General features: G+C 63.4%; 17 protein-coding genes and 3 tRNA genes. 14 read left to right on the top strand and 6 right to left on the bottom strand.

Annotated features, from left to right (window positions below):
* Positions 1 to 88 precede the first annotated feature (88 nt).
* The 4 genes from glpX to QTL98_RS11485 all read left to right on the top strand — a co-directional run bounded on the left by glpX (position 89) and on the right by QTL98_RS11485 (position 5,482).
* Complete coding sequence (glpX, locus tag QTL98_RS11500) at positions 89 to 1,096, top strand: class II fructose-bisphosphatase (RefSeq protein WP_445678624.1); 1,008 nt, start codon at positions 89 to 91, stop codon at positions 1,094 to 1,096.
* Positions 1,074 to 2,927 (top strand): single-stranded-DNA-specific exonuclease RecJ, encoded by a 1,854-nt coding sequence (gene recJ / locus QTL98_RS11495; RefSeq protein ID WP_445678623.1) that lies wholly within the window; start codon positions 1,074 to 1,076, stop codon positions 2,925 to 2,927. The genes glpX and recJ overlap by 23 nt, the downstream gene beginning before the upstream one ends.
* A 98-nt stretch (positions 2,928 to 3,025) precedes the next feature.
* A tRNA-Glu gene (locus tag QTL98_RS11490) sits at positions 3,026 to 3,101 on the top strand.
* 299 nt (positions 3,102 to 3,400) lie between these two features.
* Complete coding sequence (locus tag QTL98_RS11485; protein ID WP_445678622.1) at positions 3,401 to 5,482, top strand: mechanosensitive ion channel family protein; 2,082 nt, start codon at positions 3,401 to 3,403, stop codon at positions 5,480 to 5,482.
* Positions 5,483 to 5,546: 64 nt separating this feature from the next.
* Here QTL98_RS11485 and QTL98_RS11480 read toward each other — a convergent pair whose 3' ends face one another.
* Complete coding sequence (locus QTL98_RS11480) at positions 5,547 to 7,145, bottom strand: OpgD/OpgG family glucan biosynthesis protein (protein WP_445678621.1); 1,599 nt, start codon at positions 7,143 to 7,145, stop codon at positions 5,547 to 5,549.
* 579 nt (positions 7,146 to 7,724) lie between these two features.
* Between QTL98_RS11480 and QTL98_RS11475 the strand changes: the two genes are divergently transcribed.
* Complete coding sequence (locus tag QTL98_RS11475; protein ID WP_445678620.1) at positions 7,725 to 8,090, top strand: methyl-accepting chemotaxis protein; 366 nt, start codon at positions 7,725 to 7,727, stop codon at positions 8,088 to 8,090.
* Between the two features lie 177 nt (positions 8,091 to 8,267).
* A complete protein-coding gene (locus QTL98_RS11470) occupies positions 8,268 to 9,161 on the top strand; it encodes a DMT family transporter (RefSeq protein WP_445678619.1) in 894 nt (297 codons plus the stop codon).
* Positions 9,162 to 9,172: 11 nt separating this feature from the next.
* Here QTL98_RS11470 and QTL98_RS11465 read toward each other — a convergent pair whose 3' ends face one another.
* A complete protein-coding gene (locus QTL98_RS11465; RefSeq protein WP_445678618.1) occupies positions 9,173 to 9,901 on the bottom strand; it encodes an SAM hydrolase/SAM-dependent halogenase family protein in 729 nt (242 codons plus the stop codon).
* 56 nt (positions 9,902 to 9,957) lie between these two features.
* The gene (locus tag QTL98_RS11460) at positions 9,958 to 10,908 is read right to left on the bottom strand and encodes a patatin-like phospholipase family protein (RefSeq protein ID WP_445678617.1); all 951 of its coding nucleotides are present in this window, start codon (positions 10,906 to 10,908) and stop codon (positions 9,958 to 9,960) included.
* A gap of 141 nt (positions 10,909 to 11,049) precedes the next feature.
* On the opposite strand from QTL98_RS11460, the gene QTL98_RS11455 reads away from it, so the two are divergent.
* From QTL98_RS11455 to QTL98_RS11425, 7 genes are all read left to right on the top strand, one after another.
* Positions 11,050 to 11,754 carry a type 1 glutamine amidotransferase gene (locus QTL98_RS11455; RefSeq protein WP_445678616.1) on the top strand — a complete coding sequence of 235 codons (705 nt, stop codon included), beginning with the start codon at positions 11,050 to 11,052 and terminating at the stop codon, positions 11,752 to 11,754.
* 28 nt (positions 11,755 to 11,782) lie between these two features.
* Positions 11,783 to 12,283: a DUF192 domain-containing protein gene (locus tag QTL98_RS11450; protein WP_445678615.1), complete on the top strand. Its 501-nt coding sequence runs from the start codon at positions 11,783 to 11,785 to the stop codon at positions 12,281 to 12,283.
* Between the two features lie 115 nt (positions 12,284 to 12,398).
* Positions 12,399 to 12,475 (top strand) — tRNA-Pro (locus QTL98_RS11445).
* A gap of 92 nt (positions 12,476 to 12,567) precedes the next feature.
* Positions 12,568 to 12,870, top strand: a complete 303-nt coding sequence (locus QTL98_RS11440) for an ETC complex I subunit (RefSeq protein WP_445678614.1) — start codon at positions 12,568 to 12,570, stop codon at positions 12,868 to 12,870.
* Between the two features lie 26 nt (positions 12,871 to 12,896).
* Positions 12,897 to 12,973: transfer RNA gene (locus tag QTL98_RS11435), tRNA-Arg, on the top strand.
* 164 nt (positions 12,974 to 13,137) lie between these two features.
* On the top strand, positions 13,138 to 13,902 hold the full coding sequence (locus QTL98_RS11430) for a 2-keto-4-pentenoate hydratase (protein WP_445678613.1): 765 nt from the start codon (positions 13,138 to 13,140) through the stop codon (positions 13,900 to 13,902).
* 147 nt (positions 13,903 to 14,049) lie between these two features.
* A complete protein-coding gene (locus tag QTL98_RS11425) occupies positions 14,050 to 16,317 on the top strand; it encodes an EAL domain-containing protein (protein WP_445678612.1) in 2,268 nt (755 codons plus the stop codon).
* A 31-nt stretch (positions 16,318 to 16,348) separates the two neighbouring features.
* Here the strand turns inward: QTL98_RS11425 and QTL98_RS11420 are convergent, their stop codons facing one another.
* The 3 genes from QTL98_RS11420 to hisI form a co-directional block, all read right to left on the bottom strand.
* Positions 16,349 to 17,569: an MFS transporter gene (locus tag QTL98_RS11420; protein ID WP_445678611.1), complete on the bottom strand. Its 1,221-nt coding sequence runs from the start codon at positions 17,567 to 17,569 to the stop codon at positions 16,349 to 16,351.
* An 84-nt stretch (positions 17,570 to 17,653) separates the two neighbouring features.
* A complete protein-coding gene (locus QTL98_RS11415) occupies positions 17,654 to 18,001 on the bottom strand; it encodes a RidA family protein (RefSeq protein ID WP_445678610.1) in 348 nt (115 codons plus the stop codon).
* 45 nt (positions 18,002 to 18,046) lie between these two features.
* Entirely contained in the window at positions 18,047 to 18,439 is a 393-nt protein-coding gene (gene hisI, locus QTL98_RS11410) for a phosphoribosyl-AMP cyclohydrolase (RefSeq protein ID WP_445678609.1), read from the bottom strand.
* A 577-nt stretch (positions 18,440 to 19,016) separates the two neighbouring features.
* Between hisI and QTL98_RS11405 the strand changes: the two genes are divergently transcribed.
* Positions 19,017 to 20,036 carry an amino acid ABC transporter substrate-binding protein gene (locus QTL98_RS11405; protein WP_445678608.1) on the top strand — a complete coding sequence of 340 codons (1,020 nt, stop codon included), beginning with the start codon at positions 19,017 to 19,019 and terminating at the stop codon, positions 20,034 to 20,036.
* The last annotated feature ends 6 nt before the right edge of the window (positions 20,037 to 20,042 follow it).

The following is a 20,042-nucleotide window of genomic DNA, read 5'->3' as shown; positions in this document are numbered from 1 at the left end:
CAAGGGCAGGGCAGCCGCTTCCTGGCTAACGCAACCAACAGACCGGCAAAAATCCGCCGGCAGTCCTTCATTCGGGAGAAGACGACAGATGCTTACTCCGGGCGGCGATGCCGCCGAGCATTGGACAGACCGCAACCTTGCCCTCGAAGCTGTTCGGGTAACCGAAGCAGCCGCGCTCAAGGCCTCGCTCCAGATGGGGCGCGGCGATGAGGAGGCGGCAGACCAGTTTGCGGTTGATGCCATGCGTACCGCCCTCAATGGCCTTGCCATCGACGGTACCATCGTGATCGGTGAGGGCGAGCGCGACGAGGCGCCGATGCTCTATATCGGTGAAAAGGTCGGCTCCGGCGGCCCCAAGATCGACATTGCGCTCGATCCGCTGGAAGGCACGACCATCACGGCCAAGGGCCTGCCCAACGCGATGGCCTGCGTGGCCATGGCCGAGGCTGGCGGGTTCCTTAATGCGCCCGACGTCTACATGCAGAAGATCGCCGTCGGTGCCGGCCTGCCGGAAGGCATTGTCGATCTCGACATGTCGCCGACCGAAAACCTGCGGGCACTGGCGGATTTCCGCGGCGAAGACGTCAATGACCTTGCCGTCTGCATTCTCGACCGGCCGCGCCATTCCGCCCTCATCCAGGAAGTGCGCGAGGCGGGTGCCCGCATCGTGCTCATCTCCGATGGCGATGTGGCGGGTGTGATCGCAACCTCCCAGCCCGGCTCGGGAATCGACATCTATATGGGCATCGGCGGGGCGCCGGAAGGCGTGCTGGCGGCTGCGGCCCTGCGCTGCACCGGTGGCCAGATGCAGGGGCGCCTCATCTTCCGCAATGATGAGGAAAAGGCCCGCGCCGACCGCTGGGGCGTCAAGGATCTGGATCGCAAATATGCACTTACCGATCTTGCCAGCGGCAGCGTGATGTTCGCGGCGACCGGTGTGACGGACGGCAGCCTGCTCAAGGGCGTGCGCCGTTTTGCCGGCGGTGCGCGCACCCATTCCATCGTAATGCGTTCCAAGAGCGGCACAGTCCGCTACATTGAGGCGGTTCATAATTTCGCCCGGCATCCGAAACTTGACCAACGTCCTATCCGCTGATCCCCGGACCGAGGACGAGGCCGCTAGCGGCCTCGTCCTCGGTGTCGAACGTTCTGTTGCCGGCCGGCGCTGGCTGTGGCGCCGCCAGCCGACCGTTACCAGCGAGCGCGAGGCGCTGGCTCTTTCCCAGCGTCATGATGTTCCGGGCGTCGTCGCCAGCATGATGGCGGCGCGCGGCATCGGCCTTGAAGAAGCCGAGAGCTTTCTCAATCCCACCCTGCGCGCCCTGATGCCGGACCCGAGCCGGCTCATCGACATGGACAAGGCAGCCGCCCGTCTTGCCGAAGCCGTCCGCCGCGGCGAGCGCATCGGCATTCTCGGCGACTATGATGTCGACGGCGCGACCTCGACAGCGCTGCTCAAGCGCTATTTCAGCGCCGTTGGCATCGAAGCTGACATCCATATTCCGGATCGCATCGAAGAAGGCTACGGCCCTAATCTGCCGGCCTTGCAGGGGCTCAAAAGCCGGGGCGCCGGGCTCTTCCTTACCGTCGACTGCGGCTCAACAGCCATTGAAGTGCTGGAAGCGGCGGCGGGCGAGGGGATGGAGATCATCGTCCTCGACCATCATGAGGTGGAAGCCGCGCTGCCGCGGGTCTTTGCCATCGTCAATCCCAACCGGCATGACGACACTTCCGGCCTTCGTTCTCTTTGTGCTGTGGGCGTCAGCTTCCTGACGCTGGTGGCGGTCAATCGCTGCCTGCGGCAGGCAGGCTTCTTTGCCGAAGGCCGCAGCGAACCCAATCTCATGGGCTGGCTCGACCTCGTCGCCCTTGGCACCGTGTGCGACGTCGTTCCGCTTCTGGGGCTCAACCGCGCGCTGGTGAGCCAGGGGCTGCGTGTGATCGCCGGCCGTGGCAACCCGGGCATGGCGGCGCTGGCCGATGTGGCGGGAGTGTCGGAAAAGCCGGGTGCCTACCATCTCGGCTTCATCCTTGGCCCCCGCGTCAATGCGGGCGGACGGGTAGGGCGCGCGGCCAGCGGATCGCGCCTTCTTAGCAGCGATGATCCTGTCGAAGTGCGGGCGCTGGCTGCTGAACTCGATGCCCTCAACGGCCAGCGCAAGGAAATCGAGCAGGCCGTGCTGGCCGAAGCACGGGAGCAGGCGGAAGCCGCCGAGACTGCTGCCCCGGACGTGCCGCTGGTCATTGTGTCCGGCGAGGCCTGGCATCCCGGCGTCATCGGCATCGTCGCCAGCCGGATCAAGGACCAGTCGGGCAAGCCGTCGCTCGCCATCGCCTTTGATGGCGAAACCGGCAAGGGGTCCGGGCGCTCCGTGCCGGGCGTTGATCTCGGCTCTGCCATTCTGGCCGCCCGCCAGGCCGGCCTGCTGATTGCCGGCGGCGGTCACGCGATGGCGGCGGGTCTGACCGTTGAACGGTCGCAGCTTCCGGCGCTGACAGTTTTTCTGGCCGAGCATCTTTCCCGCCAGCTTTCCGGCACGGTGCCGCAGCCTGGCATCGAGATCGACGGGGTGATCGGAGCGCAAGCGGCGACCATCGATCTTGCTAATACCCTGCAGCGGCTTGCCCCGTTCGGTACTGCCAACAGCGAGCCGCGTTTTGTGCTCTCCAACGCTCGCATCGTGGCGCCGGCCATCGTCGGCGGCAGCCATGTCCGCTGCATGATTGCCGATACGGCCAGCGGCGGCAGGCTGAAGGCGATTGCCTTCCGCTGTGCGGACAGCGATCTGGGGGCACGCCTGCTGGGGGCAAGCTCCGCTCCGGTCCATATCGCCGGGCATTTGCGCCTCGATAGCTGGAACGGTCGGGAGAGCGCCCAGTTCGTGATTGAGGACGTGGCGGAAGTGTGGGCCGGATCAACGCTTTAGCAGAAATCGAAAATAATTTGATTTTGCCTCTTGCACCCCCCGGCCTGCTCGGCTATTTAACCGCCACCCCAGCGACGGGGTAACAAAAAAGTCCTTATGTCCCCTTCGTCTAGAGGCCTAGGACACCGCCCTTTCACGGCGGCGACACGGGTTCGAATCCCGTAGGGGACGCCAAACAAAAAGGCCCTGCCGCAAGGCAGGGCTTTTTGCTTTTGTACCTTTTCCTTCGCCAGAACCGCACGCCGGCGCCCGAATATTGTCAGCGCCGGCTTTCTGCTAGACTACGTTCAATAATGATTTTTGCAGCTGGGGGCGGCATGCAGGTGGAAGGTCGATCGAGCCGAAGATTGGCGGCATTTCTGGGGGGCTCTGCCGTATTGTTTCTGCTCGCGCTGGCGTTTCCCGCTACAGCCGCTGAAACAGTGTCCCCGGCAGTCACGCCGCCCGCCCAGGTACAGCAACTCCTTCAGTTAATGAACGATCCCGTCGTTCAGCAATGGGCTGCTGGCCAGCACGACGGCGGCGCGCCGGTGGCCGCCACGGCATCAGGGACCGCGCCAGCCGTTCTGGGAACCGGCATGCCCGCCTCGATGGACCGGATGCTGGGCGATATCCGTGATCATCTGATCCGGCTTGCCGACGCGTTGCCTACCCTGTCGGATCAGATTGCGCATGCGCGAATGGTTCTGGCGCTCGAGGTGCAGGACCTCAAGGTTTCTCCTTGGGTGCTGATCCTGATCTTTCTTGGTTTCGGCGTTGCGGCGGACCTCGCTTTTCGTGTGCTCATGCACAAGGCGGGTTTTCTGCGCTGGCTTTTGACACTGCCTGTCGACACCGCATCGGGCCGGTTGCAGGCGGCTGCCATCCGCATGTGCTTCGGCTTTACCGTCATCGTCTGTTTTTCGCTGGCAACCGTCGGCGCCTTCCTGGCTTTCGACTGGCCGCCGCTGCTGCGCGAGATTGTGACCGGCAATCTGGCGGCACTGGTCTTCATCCGTATCTCTCTGATCATTGGACGCTTTGCGCTGGCGCCGGGGGCCGTGCGCTTCCGGCTCGTGCCGATGACGACGGCGGCCGCCTGGTTCTGGTTTGTGCGCTTTGGCCTGATAACGGGGCTTGCCGCTTTCGGCTGGGTGACGATCGAACTCCTGACCACGCTGGGGCTGTCGGAACCGGCGCAGGAGCTGCTTTTTTATCAGCTCGGCCTCATCCTGCTGCTGGTGGCTATCGAGGCGCTGTGGCGTCATCCGCCAGCCCGTGTGGCAGCGGTAACTCAGGATGAGGGAGCAGAGGCGGGGGGACGCCATCCGCGCCTCGTCCGGGCGCTGCTGACGCTTTACCTGTGCAGCTTGTGGCTGCTCTGGGTTTTGCAGGCGGAGCAGCTCTTCTGGCTGGCGGTTGTTGCCGTTGGCCTGCCGCTTGCCATTCGCGGGGTCAGCGCCAGTGTCGACCATGTGCTGCGGCCGCCGGAGGGCGAGGATGCCGAGGAGGCCTTCCGCTCCGTCGCCAAGGTTTGCCTTGACCGCGGTATTCGCACGCTTCTCATCGTCGGCGCGGCCATGCTGCTGGCCAATGCCTGGCACATCAACCTCAACAGCGTTGCGCTGGGGGACACCATTTCCACGCGGCTGATGCGCGGCGCGCTCAAGGCCGTTGTCATTCTGCTGGTGGCGGAATTTCTCTGGCAATTTCTGCGCGCGTTCATCGATGCGCGGCTCTCCGGTGCAGCTCTTGGCCTCGGCCGGCAGCCGGATAGCCCGGAGGCATTGGCAGACAAGGCCCGGCGCGATGCGCGCCTGCGCACGCTGCTGCCCATCCTGCGCAATATCCTTTTCGTGGTGATCTTCGTGATCTCGGCGCTCATGGTGCTCTCCTCCATGGGGATCGAGATCGCGCCGCTGATCGCGGGCGCTGGTGTCGTCGGCGTTGCCGTCGGTTTCGGTGCGCAGACGCTGGTGAAGGATGTCATCAGCGGCGTGTTCTTCCTGCTCGACGATGCTTTCCGCGTTGGCGAATACATTCAGAGCGGCAGCTACAAGGGAACCGTTGAGTCTTTCAGCCTGCGGTCCGTCAAGCTGCGCCATCACCGGGGGCCGCTTTATACCGTGCCGTTCGGTGAGCTGGGGGCGGTGCAGAACATGAGCCGCGACTGGGTCATCGAAAAGATGATGTTCGGCGTGACCTATGACACGGACCTTGAAAAGGCCCGTAAGATCATCAAGCAGGTCGGGCTGGAACTGGCGGCGGATCCCGAATTTGCGGCGCATATCCTTGAACCGTTGAAGATGCAGGGTGTCGAGCAGTTCGGTGATTATGCGATCCAGATCCGGGTCAAGATGACCACCAAACCGGGAGAGCAGTTCACCATTCGCCGCAAGGCGCTGGCGATGATCAAGAACGCCTTCAGCGCCAACGACATTCGCTTCGCCTTTCCTACCGTCCAGGTAGCCAGCAACGTCGCCTCCGCTGCGGATGGCGATACGATGGTTGCCGTTGCCAAGACGTCGCTCGATATCAACGCGCTCCATGCTGGCGAGGCTGGCAGCGCGGCCTGAAACAAAATCGCCGGCCCTTCGAAGGCCGGCGATTTCCTGGGGCTGTCAGAAGCAGCCGATGTCGTCAGAACGGATGGTACTGGAAGAGCCAGGTTTCCGTTGCCGGTTTGCCGTCCAGAGACAGGAAGAGGCGGATCTCTACCGGATCGGTGCCCTCTACGCCCGCAAGGTCAAACTGGGCCCGCCAGTGCCCGGCAACGCCGTCCGGCACGGCTTCCACCAGCTGGTAGTCGGTGAAAGTGCCCCGTGAGGTGGTCGCCTCGATCTTCGGCTTCACGCCGAACGGCACATCCGTCAGCGGACCGCCGAGGAATTCGACCATGAACTTGCGCACGCCCTTGGGGCGGGGCTGGCCGGGCTGGCCACCATTGCTGAGGCGGGTGGCCACGCAGCGCGCCAGCGGCGTCGGATCCGGCTCGTCCGCAGACCAGTAGAGCCGGTAGCCGTAGCTGAACTCGCTGCCCGGAGCCGGCGTTACTTCCGGCACCCACATGGCGACGATGTTGTCGTGAATTTCGTCATCGGTCGACAGCTCGATCAGCTGAACCGCGCCCTTGCCCCAGCTGCCCTTGGGCTCGACCCAGGCGCTCGGGCGGCGGTCATAATAGACGCCGTCCTGATAGTGGTCGAAATTGCGGTCACGCTGCAGCAGCCCGAAGCCGCGCGGGTTTTCGTCGCCGAAGGCGGAGGCGGTGATGTAGGGCGGGTTGTTGAGGGGGCGCCAGATATGCTCGCCCACGCCGGTGTAAAGCGCCAGCCCGTCGGAATCATGGATCTCCGGACGCCAGTCGATGGCCGTCGGTTTGGCAGTCTCGGAAAACCAGTACATTGAGGTCAGCGGCGCGATACCGAAACGGCTGATGGCGGCACGCGGGTAGAGTGTCACATCGATGTCCATCACTACACCCGCCGCGCGCGTCATCTCGAAGCGATAGGCACCGGTGATCGACGGGCTGTCCAGCAGGGCAAACAGCGTCAGGCTGTCGCTGCTGCCGTTTTCCGGTGTCTGGATGAAGATCTGGGTGAAGTCGGGGAATTCCTCGGCCTTGCCATAGACCGCAGTGTCGAGCGCCAGACCGCGGGCGGAAAGCCCGTACTGGTGCAGTTCGCCGATAGAGCGCAGGTAAGAAGCGCCGAGGAACGCGACCCAGTCATTCTTGCGCCAGTCGAGTTCGCCATCGCGCGGCTCCTGCACACGCAGGCCGGCAAAACCGGCACCTTCCGGCAGTTTGTGGGCCACGCTGTCGGCCGGCATCTTGAAATAATCGGACGAGTAGACGATCTCGCGCGCCATGCCGCCTTCCACCACATGCATCTGCACCGCCTTCTGGAAGAAGCGGCCGAGATGGAAGAAGGTGACGGGAAACTTGCCGGGCCCGTCCGCGAACACCGCAAGATCGGTGTCGTAGCTGATCTTGCCCCAGGCGTCGTAATCGATCTGCTGCAGGATTTCCGGATCGGGATGCGAAGGGCCAACATAGACGTCGCGCGACATCCGGGCGGCCATCTGCTTCAGCGTGTCGAACGAGAAGTCGAAGGCATCGCCAAACTTCAGGCCTTTTTCAGCCGCCAGGGCCGGCTGGCCGCCCCGCATGACGAGGCCAATGGCCGAGGTGGCAGCAACCGCCTTGAGAAGCGCGCGGCGGTCAAGAGTGGGGGACATTCGGGTGCTCCGGTTGAGCCTGAAGTTTTTCTGGAGGTCGGCCGGCCGCTCTCGGGCAGGCGCGCAAGATCTATACAAGGGCGGGGCTCTGTCAATCTGCCCGCATGAACGGGAAGTTACAGGGCCTTGAGGGATATCATAATCGCGCGGGCGTGGCGCCGTTGTGGCACAACGCGGCATGCCGGGGGCGGGTTCCTCCCGGGGCGGGAAGGCATCACGACACGGTAGCGCCGAGACTCGGGTGCGGGAGCGTGCTCGGGGCACCCTGACATAGGCTGATATGAAAATTTCCCGCTTCGCGCGAATCAGTGGGAGGCTAAAAACGCATCCCGCCATAGCGGATGGCATAAGGATGTATCGCAAAACGGACGGGAAAGCGTATGGCGGCCGGCTAAAAACAACCCCGACGGCGCCAATTAACACGGATTTAATGGCTGGCTGGCATGCAGTGTAAATGCGCCGTGCAGCAGAGGGGCGAGCATGCCATCCTGTCGCGGCCAGGCGTCGGCAATAACATGAGCCCGCGTCCCCTATGCATAGGGCATGGGGCGGGTGAACAGTGGGAAAGGGTTCGCGGCAATGGATACCTACAGCGCTGAACAGTCGTCGGAGATCACCGCCCGGTCGGCTGACTTGACTGCCGCACTGAACGAGATCGCGACGGAACTGGAAGGCCTGCGGAATGAGATCGACAAGGTCGGTACCGTTGCGCAGCAGATCGACGCCATCGCCAAGCAGACCAACCTGCTGGCGCTTAACGCCACCATCGAAGCCGCGCGTGCCGGTGAAGCTGGCCGCGGTTTCGCCGTTGTGGCAGGTGAGGTGAAGAACCTCTCCGGCCAGACTGCCGGCGCAACTTCCGAAATTTCTGCCGTGCTGGATTCCCTGCGCAAGCGTACCCGCCATCTGGAGACGCTGGCCCAGAAGGCGAACGGCAAGGTCTGATACGGGCTCCGGCGCGCTTCAGGGCCGGCTGTTTCGATACAATTCCACCCGATGCGTTTCGCAACCGGGCTGATATAAGGCGCAGCAGGCGGGACAATCTTGTCCCGCCTGTTTTGTATCGTGCCCCGCAAGATCGAGAAGGCACGGGCTAACAGTGTGTCCGGGTGGAACGGCGAGATGATTTTTACGGTCGTAGCGGCGCTCGGCGCAGCGCTTTGCTGGGCTGTTGGCGGCATGATTTCAGTCGAGCCGTCACGGGTTCTGGGGGCTCTTGCCTTCAACCGGCTGCGCATGAGCATCGTCACGGCGATGTTGTGGCTGATGGCGCTCCTGACCGGTGCCTGGCACGCGCTGCGGCCAGAGATGTTCGGTGCGCTGGTGCTCTCCGGTGTTGTGGGCATCCTTCTGGGCGATACCCTGCTTTTTGCCGGCCTGCGCCGGGTGGGGCCGCGGCGCAATGCTGTGGTTTTCGCCACCAACGCGCCGATGACGGTGCTGCTGGCGTGGCTCTTTCTGGGCGATACGCTGGCGCCCGTGGCTGCCGGCGGCTGCCTTCTGGTCACCATCGGCGTCGTCATCGCCATTCTGTTCGGCAAGCGCCGGGCGCAGATCCATCAGTGGGAGGCCGTGCAGGGGCCGTTGTGGCAGGGGATTGCCTTTGGCCTTGCCGCCGCGCTGTGCCAGGCGCTTGGCGTGCTGATCGCCAAGCCGGTAATGCAGCATGGCGTCGATCCGGTTGCGGCCTCTGCGGTACGCACGGCGGTTTCGGCGGTTGTGCTGACGCTCTGGTTCCTGCTGCCCGCCAGCCGGCGTTATGCCGGGCCGAAACTCAACTGGCGGCTGGTAGGGCGCGTGGCGCTCAGCGGCGCCATCGGCATGGCGCTCGGCATGACACTGCTTTTGCAGGCACTGGCAACCGGCGAAGCGGGGCTGGTGGCGACCCTTTCCGCCACCTCGCCAATTCTGGTGCTGCCGGTGCTGTGGGCTGTAACCCGCGAACGCCCCGCCGGCTGGGCATGGCTGGGGGCGGCGCTTGCTGTGGCTGGCACCAGCTGCCTGTTCATTGCCTAAGCGATAAGAGGCTAGGTCACGATCCTGATCGGATCACCTACCGCAAGTCCGGCCAGATCACCAGCCCGCCCCTGATTGACGGCGATTTCAGCCAGTCCATTGGAGTTGCCGTACCAGAAAGCCTCGCCCTGCGGCACGGACGAGAAAGTATGCGCCGGGGGCAGGAACTTGCCGCCGGCAATCAGCCGGGCGCCGGCCGGCACGGTATGTGTCCGCAATCCGGTCATCACGTTTCCGTAATGATCGTGATAGATAACCTCCGCCAGATCGTCCGGCCAGTCCGGACGGTCGAGTGTCGCCGGATCGATCTCGCTGCGTTCGAAGGGCATCTTTGTCGCCAAACGGGCCGCGATGGGGGCGAACAGGTCACGGCCGTGGAAGCTGACGGACATCCCCGGCGGCTGCCAGTCGATGCGCCAGGCCCGGCAGGCATCGGCACGGCGGATGATCTGGCTGAAAAGACCATTGTCCGGACCGACAAAAAACCGGCTGTCTGCTTCGACCGCCACCGGGGCCCGGCTGCTGCCAACCCCCGGATCGACCACACATAAAAAGGTGCTGTCGGCTGGCTGGAAGGGGGCATAGGCGCCAAGAAGATAGGCGGCAGCCTTGTGGTTGAAGGCGGGAATATCGGCAAAAAGGTCGATGACCGGCACGCCGGGCGCCGCGGCAGCCAGCACGGCCTTCATCTGGCCGGTGTAGGGCCCGGCAAGGCCAAAATCGGTAGCAATGAAAATCATGATGAACCCGTTATGATCTGGTGCCGTTGAAACTTCAATCGACGTTTCACGCGATTTCAGGTGCGGAGCCCACCGCCATTGACATGCAGGCTCGCGATGGCGAGAGCGTCTTTCAGCTCCGGCATGGCCGCTTCCATCGCGGCCTCTCCCAGATCGATCAGCTCGCTTGCCCGCTGGAATTCCAGCATGCCGATATGGCCGACACGCGGGGTCACATGCACGTCCGGCGGTTCGCCGGCAAGGCGGGAGCGGGCGATACGGTCCTGCACGATGGCAAGGGCGGAAACCATGGTGCCGAACATGCTGGGGCTGCCGGCAGGCCGGCCGAAGATACGCTTGGTCAGCCAGTCCATACGCGAGCCTGACCCGGGCGTCGCTCCCTTGTCGAGTTCATCCAGCAGATCGAACCCGGCCGCGCGCGGCACGCTGTTGCCGATCTGGGTGCGGCCGATCATGTCGGCGCCGAGGTTGCAGGCGATGATGACCTGCGCGCCAAGCGCGCGGCAGACGGAAACCGGGATCGGGTTGACGAGGGCACCATCGACCAGCCAGCGGTCCTGCAACGCCACCGGGGGAAAGATGCCGGGCAGGGCATAGGAAGCCGCCATGGCGTCTACAAGATCGCCCTCCCGCAACCACACCTCGTGGCCGGTGGTCAGGTCTGTCGCCATCAGCCGCAGCGGCTTGGACACATCCTCGATACGGGTCTGGCCGAGGTTGTTGCGCAACTCCTGTTTCAGCTTGCCGCCGCCGATGATGCCGCCGGAAGAAACCCGGAAATCGAGATAGCTGATGACGCGCCAGGTGGTGAGGCTACGGGCCCATTTTTCAAGATCATCCAGCTTGCCGGTGAGGTGGCAGCCCGCGACCACGGAACCGATGGAGGTGCCGGCAACGATGTCGGGCTCTATCCCGGCGCGCTTCAGCGATCTGAGGATGCCGATATGTGCCCACCCGCGCGCAACGCCCGCGCCGAGAGCCAGTCCGAGGCTTGGCTTCGATTTCATGCCGGCGTCTCCCTTCACCTGTCATTTGTCTTCTTTTCAATGGTATAAAGCGCCCAAGAGGGCCATATCGCAAGCCGTGCATCGGCGTAGCATCGCCCCGGTATCGATTGGCAAAACAGCGGCAAGGACGGGTAGCGGGCAATGAAGACTGTGCTGGTTGTGGAGAATGCCCCCACGGCACCCCTTGCGCATTTTGCCCCTGTCCTGACCCGGCGCAATGTCACGGCGGTCCGGGTGTCGCCCGCCGAATTGCTGGCCGGAAAGTATGGCGTTGCGGGCTTCGACGGGCTCATTGTGCTGGGCGGCCCGCAGGACTCCTATGACGATGAGAATTTCCCGGCTGCTGCGCTGGAGATGGCGCTGGTGCGCGAGTTCGATGGTGCCGGCAAACCGGTGCTGGGCATCTGCCTTGGCGCTCAGGTGATGGCGCGGGCTTTTGGCGGGCAGAGTTTCCGCCATCCTGCTGGCCTCGAATGGGGTTATGTGCCGTTGCGGCAAACGGACGCGGGATTGCAGGACCCGTTGATTGCCGGGCTGGAGAGGGCTCCGGTACTGGAATCTCATCAGGACACCATGTCGCTGCCACCGCAGGCGGTATTGCTGGCCGGCAGCCGCCATACGCCGGTCCAGATCTGGCGACACGGTAACCGGAGTTATGCCTTTCAGTGCCATATCGAGGCCGGAGAGGCCGAGGCGCGGCTCTGGTTCGACAAATGGTATGGCAGCCGGCCGGAACGGGCAGGGGTTGGCGCCGTGCTGGAAGCCGATCTCAGCCGTTATGCGCAGGCGGCGCGTGACTATGGTGCGCAGGTGCTTGGCCGCTGGCTCGATCTGGCGGCATCGTGAGAACATCAGGTTTCAGGAGAGAGCAGAGATGCAGGCTGTAAAGGCCAGGGGACAAGGCGGTTTGCGAGTGCTGATGATGGTGCTGGCGCTGATGATCGGCGCCGGGCTTGCCCTGGTTTCCCCGCGGGCGGAGGCAGCCAAGAGCGCCGAGCTCATCATCGCGATGAAATCGGGCCGTCAGGCGAAGATTACGGCCGAGGTGGTGGATACCCCGGCCTCGCGCGAGCAGGGGCTGATGTTCCGTGATCATCTGGCGCTGGATGGCGGCATGCTCTTCGTCTTCGACCGTCAGGCGGAAGTGCAGTTCTGGATGCGCAACACGCTGATCCCGCTCGATATGCTCTTCATCGATTCCGCCGGGGTCATCCGGCACATCCATGAGCGCGCCATCCCGCATGACGAAACGCCGATCTCCTCGCAGGTGCCTGTGCGTTACGTACTGGAGGTCAATGGCGGGGTCACGGCGATGCTGGGGGTGCATGAAGGCGACCATGTCGCCATCGTCGGCGGTGTCAGACAGACCCAGTAGCTCGCCTGCAAAGGCGCCGTTTCTCCATAACGCGGTGGAATAGCACCGGATTTGCTCCGGCATGCGGCGATAGCTTGAAGCCGCCGGAGAGTTTGGTGTAAGGGATGCCCACGGTCGGGGCGTAGCGCAGCCTGGTAGCGCGGCAGTTTTGGGTACTGCAGGCCCCCAGTTCGAATCTGGGCGTCCCGACCATCTGGAATTTTTCGGTGGAATTCAGCGATTTGGCGCTATGCTTGCCGTTAGCTGGTTTCTCCCCCGCAGACCTTAATCCGGATGGATGCTTGATGAAGGCCACGATCTACCGCCCCGCTCGCAACGCCATGCAGTCCGCCCTCGGCAAGACCAAGGAGTGGGTGCTGGAGTATGAGAACGCCACCGCCCGCACGCCGGAGCCGCTGATGGGTTGGGTGAGTGCCGGCGACACCAATGGCCAGGTGCGCATCAAGTTCGAAACGCTGGAAGAGGCTGTCGCCTTCGCGCAGAAGAAGGGCCTCGAATACACCGTCCAGATCCCGCATCAGCGCAAGGTTCGTCCGAACAACTACGCCATGAACTTCCGTCCGGACCTTACCCGTCCTAACCCCTGACGGCAGTTTCCCCGCGAGCTGGCAAAGCGCCCGTAGCTCAACCGGATAGAGCAGCCGCCTTCTAAGCGGCCGGTTGCAGGTTCGATTCCTGCCGGGCGCGCCATCTTCACGATTCAGCAAAAGGCACCTCTTCGCGGGTGCCTTTTGCATTTAACGGCCAGCAATATAAGCGTTTCTTGCGGGACAAGCAGGCCCGTCCGGGTGTTATCGTGCCGGGCAACAGCGCAGGCTGCTGACCGTCAATCCATCAGGCCGGACCCCGTCTTCATGCAAACTTCAGAACACTCTGCGCTCGTCGGGATGCTCATCGCGGCCCGCCAGGATCGTCAACCGCTCGAGATCCCGTCTGATGACGCGTTGCCGGCAACCGTTGCCGAGGCCTATGCCATCCAGGACCGGATTGTCACACGCCTTGGCGGGCATTCAGCGTGGAAGGTGGGGCCGACAGGCGTCGGGGGTGATGAGCCGCGCTGTGCGGCGCTGCTGCGCCGGGATTTTTCGATGTCGCCTGCGGACCTGTCAGGCGCTCCCTTTGTCAGCCGCCCGCTTGTGGAGGCGGAGATCGCGGTGCGTTTCAGCCGGGATATTCCAGCCGGCGCCGCACCGGTCGATGCCGATACCGTTATCGGGGCTATCGGCTCGGTTCATTGTGCACTGGAAGTTCTGTCTTCCCGGTTCCGCGACCGACGGGCGATGCCGGCGCTGCTTTCCCTTGCCGATTTGCAGAATAACGCGGCCGTCGTTCTTGGGGATGGCATCGAGAACTGGCAGTCGCTCGAGTTTGCCGATGTTGCTTTCGAGCTGAATTTCGATGGCGGAGAGACCTTGCGGGGGCCGGGCGGCCCGTCGACTGCAGAGGTGATCGACACATTGGTCTGGCTTGCCAATCATGCTGCCGGGCGAGGGCTGGCCATTCGGGCCGGCCATGTCGTCATCACCGGGGCGCGGACTCCGGCTACCGAACTGCCCGGGCATGTTCGCAAGGTAACCGCGCAGGCAAGCGGCATCGGGGCCGTCAGCGCGATATTCTAGGCGCACTGCTTCCCAAGTTTTCAACTATCCGAGCGGTGAGCTTGAGGTCTGCCACCAGTTCCGCCCATACTACGCTTCAAAAGTGTCAAACCCGGCGCCTGCGGTAACTGAACGGCCGGCGCCCCGTGAACCGGGCACAGGAGCTTGATGGGCGAAGACCTTCAGCCAGCAGTCCCTTTCTCCACGGAACAGGAGCTGCTTTCCTATGTCGCCGATCAGACGGACCGCGTCATCGTGGTGTCTGATCCTGCCGGTCGCGCACTCTATGTGAACCGGGCCTTCACCACGCTGTTCGGCTACGGCCAGGGCGATGTGCTCGGCCGCGCCGCGCCCGATCTGGTGCTCGATGACAAGGAGAATGGCGACGAACTGGAGCGGCTCGGCGCGGCAATCGCTGCAGGAGAGCGATACCAGGGAAAGATGCTGGCATCGACAAGGTCCGGCAGGAAACTCTGGGTCTCGATGAGTCAGGTGCCGGTGTTCACATCCGGCGGAGCGCTCCGATGCTGGGGCACGCTCTACGATGATGTCACCCACCGCAAGCAGCTCCAGCTGCTTCAGCACAAGGTGCTTGCTGCGGTCGTCCGCGACGTCGATCTGCTGGCCGTGTGGGATATCCTGTGCCGGGAGGTGGAAGCGATCGCGCCCGAGGTCGTGTGTTCCGTCGTCCATGTGGACGAGCGGGGCTTTATCGACATGATGGTCGGGCCCAGCCTCTCGCCGCGGATGCGCAGCGCCTATCTGGGGCTGGGGGTAGGGGTCAATGTCGGCTCCTGCGGCACGGCCGTTGCCACAGGCCTGCCGGTCCTGTCCCGGGATATCGCGAACGATCCGAAATGGCAGGATTTCAAGGAGTTTCCATTGTCCGAGGGGTTGCTGGCCTGCTGGTCGAGCCCGATCATGATGGGCAGCGGCAGGGCGGCGGGAGCCTTTGCTTTCTACTACCGCAGTATCCGCGGACCCTCGGCGCGTCACACGGAAATAGTCGAGGCCTGTGTTGATCTTTGTGCGCTTGCTATTGAGCGCAGTGAAAGCAGCAGCCACATCCGCCGCCTGGCTCATTATGACCCGCTGACGGGTCTGCCGAACCGCACCTTTTTCCGGCAGCAGATGGACGAAGCGCTCGGCCGGATGAACGCCGGCGAGACGGCAGCGGTGTTCTATCTCGATCTCAGCCGCCTGCGGCAGGTGAATGAAGCGCTCGGCCATGACGCGGGCGATGAGCTGTTGCTGGGGGCCTGCGAGCGGCTACGGCACTTCGCGGGCACGGACGGTCTGGTTGGCCGGCTGGGCGGTGAAGAGCTTTTGCTCCTGCGGCCGGGGATGGATGAAGTTTCAAGCGCCGATCTGGCGACTGCACTCCTTGCTGCGTTCGAGGAGCCGGTCGTTAGCGGTGAGTTCTCCCTCAGCCTTGCGATTACCATCGGGATCAGCCTCTTCCCGGCGGATGGGGCCAGCGCGACGATCCTTATCCGGCAGGCGGGACTTGCCCTTAACGAGGCGCGGCGCCTCGGCCAGCCCGGTTTCCGGTTTTTCAATGCAGAAGCCAGTCTGCTGGCGGAAGAGCGGCTGAAGCTCGAGGGCGCTCTGCATGACGCGCTGCTGGGCAACAAACTTGAGCTGTACTACCAGCCGCAGATCGGCCTGTCGGATGGGAAGCTGCACGGGGTAGAAGCGCTTGCCCGCTGGAAACACCCGTCTCTGGGCCCGGTCTCGCCGGCCGAATTCGTTCCTCTGGCCGAGGTGGCAGGGCTCGGAGAAACCTTCGGGAAATGGGCGCTGCGCACCGCCTGCCGGCAGTTGGGGGCATGGCGCGATGCAGGGCTGGATGTTCCCTGTGTCTCCGTCAATCTGTCTCCGCAGAATTTCCGCAGTCCCGATCTGGCACGGCTGGTGGAAGAGACCTTGCGGGAAAATCACCTGCCGCCTCAGGCTCTTACGCTGGAAATTACAGAAAGCGCGATGATGGACCACAGCGGCGCTACGCGCGGCAATGTCGACGCCATCGCGGCTCTGGGCGTGCAGCTTTCGGTGGATGATTTCGGAACCGGTTACTCCAGCCTCAGCCTCATTTCGCGGCTTCCAATCAAGGAACTCAAGATCGACCGCAGCTTTGTGTTCGATCTGGAAGAGAGTTCCGCCTCCCGCGCCATCGCTTCCTCGGTGATCGGGATCGGAGACAGCCTCGGTCTCACGATCGTCGCCGAAGGTGTTGAAAACCGGAAACAATGTGAATTTCTTGAAGCCCATGGCTGTGAGGTTGTGCAGGGTTATCTGCTGTCGCCCCCCGTTCCGGCCGACGAACTGGAGCATTGGCTGCGCGATGAGGACGGGACTTTTTCCCGCTTCGCCGTCGAGCGAGAGAAAGCCGCCGATCTTTTCGGGCTTGCCGACGCCACCTCCTGCGACCCCTGAGGGGGAAGCTTCTCTGGTCGTTACGCCAGCTTCAGAGCGCCTGGGGCTCCTCTACCGGTGTTTCCGGGATCGCCAGCGGCGGCAGGAAGAAGAGACGGACGGAGATGAGGAACGCGGCAAGGATCGCACCGCCGCTCACCGCTACCACGCCGGCCCACCCCATGCCCGTCCAGGCGAAACCACCCGCCGTGCCGAGGATGCTGGAGCCGGCATAATAGAAAAAGAGATAGAGGGCGGAAGCCTGTGCCCTTGCGCTGCGGGCGCGCCGCCCAACCCAGCTGCTGGCAATCGAATGGCCGCCGAAGAAGCCGAAGGTGGTCACCGCAAGCCCGGCGATGACGGTGGTCACATGCGGCAGGCAGGTGAGCGCCAGGCCAAGCGCCATCACCAGCGTCATCAGCCACAGTACCTTGCGCCGTCCGAGCCGGCCGGCCAGCGCCCCCATCCAGGCCGAGCTGCCGGTGCCCACCAGATAAATGACGAAGATGAAGGAAACGGCAGTCTGGCTGAGGCTGTAGGGCGCCTGTGTCAGGCGGAAGCCGGTATAGTTATAGAGTGTGACGAAGGCGCCCATCAGCAGCAGCGCTTCGGCAAAAAGCAGCCGCAACCCCCTGTCCCGGAACGAGGCGCCGACGGCCGCAAGAAAAGCTCCGGCATTCATGCGCTGGCGGTGGGAATGCCGGGGAGGAGGCAACAGCCACCAGAAGGCGGCGCAATTGACCAGCACCAGCAGGCCGAGCGCGCCGAGTGCAAACCGCCATGAGATATAGTCGGAGAGAATGCCGATCAGCAGGCGGCCCGCCATGCCGCCGATGGCATTGCCGCCTATATAAAGCCCCATGCTGAAGCCGAAGGCTTCGGGCGCCATCTCCTCCGAGAGGTAGACCATGGCGACAGCCGGCACGCCGCTGAGGCTGAGGCCGAGCAGGGCGCGCAGGGCCACAATGCTGCCCCAGTGCGGAATGAAGGCGATGGCGAGCCCGATAAGACCGGAGAGCAGCAGGCAGACCGTCATCAGTTCGCGCCGGCCCCAGCGATCGGCAAGCCAGCTGGCGAGCACCATGGCAAAGGCGAGAACGCCGGTGGTTACCGAAAGGGAAAGCGAGCTCTGGCCGGCGTTGAGCGCAAATTCGGCAGAAAACACCGGCAACAGCGGCTGCACGGAGTAGAGCAGCGCGAACACGGAGAAGGCAGAAAGAAAGAGGGCAATGTTGGCGCGCCAGAAGGCGGGGCTCGATTGCGTGATGCGCATTTCCGGCGGACTGCCCGAGATATTTTGAAAAAATTGCCGCAAGGAGCCCAAAAGCGCCCCTTGCGGCTCTGCCATCTGCCCGGATCAGGGCAGGGCGGCGGTCACGATGAATTCGACCTTGTAGTCCGGCGTCGCCAGCTTGGCTTCGCCGGTGGCGCGGGCCGGGGTATGACCAGGGGCCACCCAGCTTTCCCACACCACATTCATCGCATCGAAATCCTTGATATCGGCAAGCCAGATGATGGTTTGCAGGATGCGCGTCTTGTCGGTGCCAGCTTCGGCCAGCAGGCGATCGACTTCCGCCAGCGCGGACTTGGCCTGCGCGGTGATATCGCCGGCAGGGTCGCCGACCTGGCCAGCGAGATAGACGGTGCCGTTATGGATGACGGCTTCGCTCATGCGCTTGCCGGTGCCGAGACGGGTGATGCTCATCGGGATTCTGTTCCGGTTGGTTGACCAAGGTTCGAAAGGGGCCTTTCAGCGCCCGTAGAGGTCCTCGGGGGCGATCAGCGGCTCATCGAGCGTGTGCCAGTCGCCCTTGCGTGCTTCACGATAAAAGCAGGACCGGCGACCGGTATGACAGGCCGGGCCGGTCTGGTCCACCAGCAGCAGCAGGGCGTCGCCATCGCAATCGAGGCGTACGGCCTTCAGCTTCTGCACCTGGCCCGATGTCTCGCCCTTGCGCCAGAAGGTGCCACGCGAGCGCGACCAGTAACAGACATGGCCTGTTTCCAGCGTTTCCGCCAGCGACTGGCGGTTCATCCATGCCATCATCAGCACTTCACCGCTGTCATGCTGCTGGGCGATGGCCGGGACCAGCCCATCGCTGTTGAACCGTACTTCGTCGAGAAAGGTCATGTCCGTTGTCATCGGCTTTCCGTCCATTTGCGCGCGGCGGTGGCTTTAGCTGGCCGCCGCGCAAGGACGCACCTCCAGGCCCGCCAAGTCAAGCGATGCGCCGGGTGAATTCGCGCCCGCAGCATTCATCGACGTATCGCCTGCCGGAGTGTGCCACCGGAGCAGATTCGTATTTCCAGATTGAAACCGCGTTCAATCTGGCAGCTGCCATTTATCGCGGTCCATTCGACTGTTTGCGGAGCAATCCGGACTGGATGCTTTGCAGGCGCCACGAGCCACGTCAGCCGGAACGGTGGGTGCATCTAAAGTGTTTAAAATGCGCGATTTTTGCGGCGTTGGGCCACATTGATGCCACCTGCCAGCAGGGCAAACGGGGATATTTGCTCATTATGCAGGCGTAAATGCGTAAATTTTAATCTTTGCACCAGTCTTGAGCAGGGCGATTTGCTGTGGTAGGCGAAATGTATCGCGACATTAGCCGCCGCTCTTCAGGGGCGGCACGAATGTTGCGGTGCCCCAAGAGCGACAAGCTCCATAAAGCCGGACAAGTAACGACCGGCACTCCGTCTGTCACAGGGAAGGTCTACAGATGAAGAAGTTTGGATTGGCGGTTCTGGCCGCCTCAGCCATGGCCATCGGCGCCGGTGCAGCTCACGCTGGCACCACGCTTGATGCCATCAAGTCCCGTGGTTCGCTCAAGTGCGGCGTTTCCACCGGTCTTGCCGGTTTCTCGATCGCCGACAGCCAGGGCAAGTGGACCGGCATCGACGTTGACTACTGCCGTGCTCTCGCCACCGCCATTTTCGGCGATGCCAGCAAGGTTGAATTCTCCCCGCTGACCGCCCAGCAGCGCTTCACCGCCCTGCAGTCCGGTGAGATCGACGTTCTGTCGCGCAACACCACCTGGACGATCACCCGCGACGCCTCTCTGGGCCTCGAGTTCGCCGGCGTGAACTTCTATGACGGCCAGGGCTTCCTCGTGAAGAAGAGCCTCGGTGTGGAAAGCGCCAAGCAGCTCGACGGCGCCACCGTCTGCATCCAGCCGGGCACGACCACCGAGCTGAACCTCGCGGACTATTTCCGCGCCAACAACATGAGCTTCAAGCCGTTCGTTGCCGAAACCGACAACGTTGCCGCTGAAGCCCTGCAGGCTGGCTCCTGCGACGTGTACACCACCGACCGTTCCGGTCTGGCGGCGACCCGCGCTTCCCAGCTCGCCAACCCGGCTGACTACGTGATCCTTCCGGAAGTTATTTCCAAGGAGCCGCTCGGCCCGGTCGTTCGTCGTGGTGATGACGACTTCTTCACCATCGCCAAGTGGACGATGTACGCTCTGCTGGAAACGGAAGAGTTCGGCATCAACTCCAAGAACGTCGATGAGATGGCGAAGTCCACCAACCCGGGCATCCAGCGTCTGCTGGGCGTGACCGACCAGATCGGTTCCAAGGTTCTCGGTGTTGACGACAAGTGGGTCTACAACATCATCAAGCAGGTCGGTAACTACGGCGAGATGTACGAGCGCGATATCGTGCCGATCGGTCTCGACAAGCGTGGCGTGAACGATCTGTGGACCAAGGGTGGTCTGATGTACGCTCCGCCGATCCGCTAAGGATTG

This window comes from Radicibacter daui (genome assembly GCA_030657355.1).
Taxonomy (GTDB): Bacteria; Pseudomonadota; Alphaproteobacteria; order Radicibacterales; family Radicibacteraceae; genus Radicibacter; species Radicibacter daui.
Note: the sequence above shows the minus strand (reverse complement) of the source record. Positions and strands in the feature narration are given on the sequence as shown.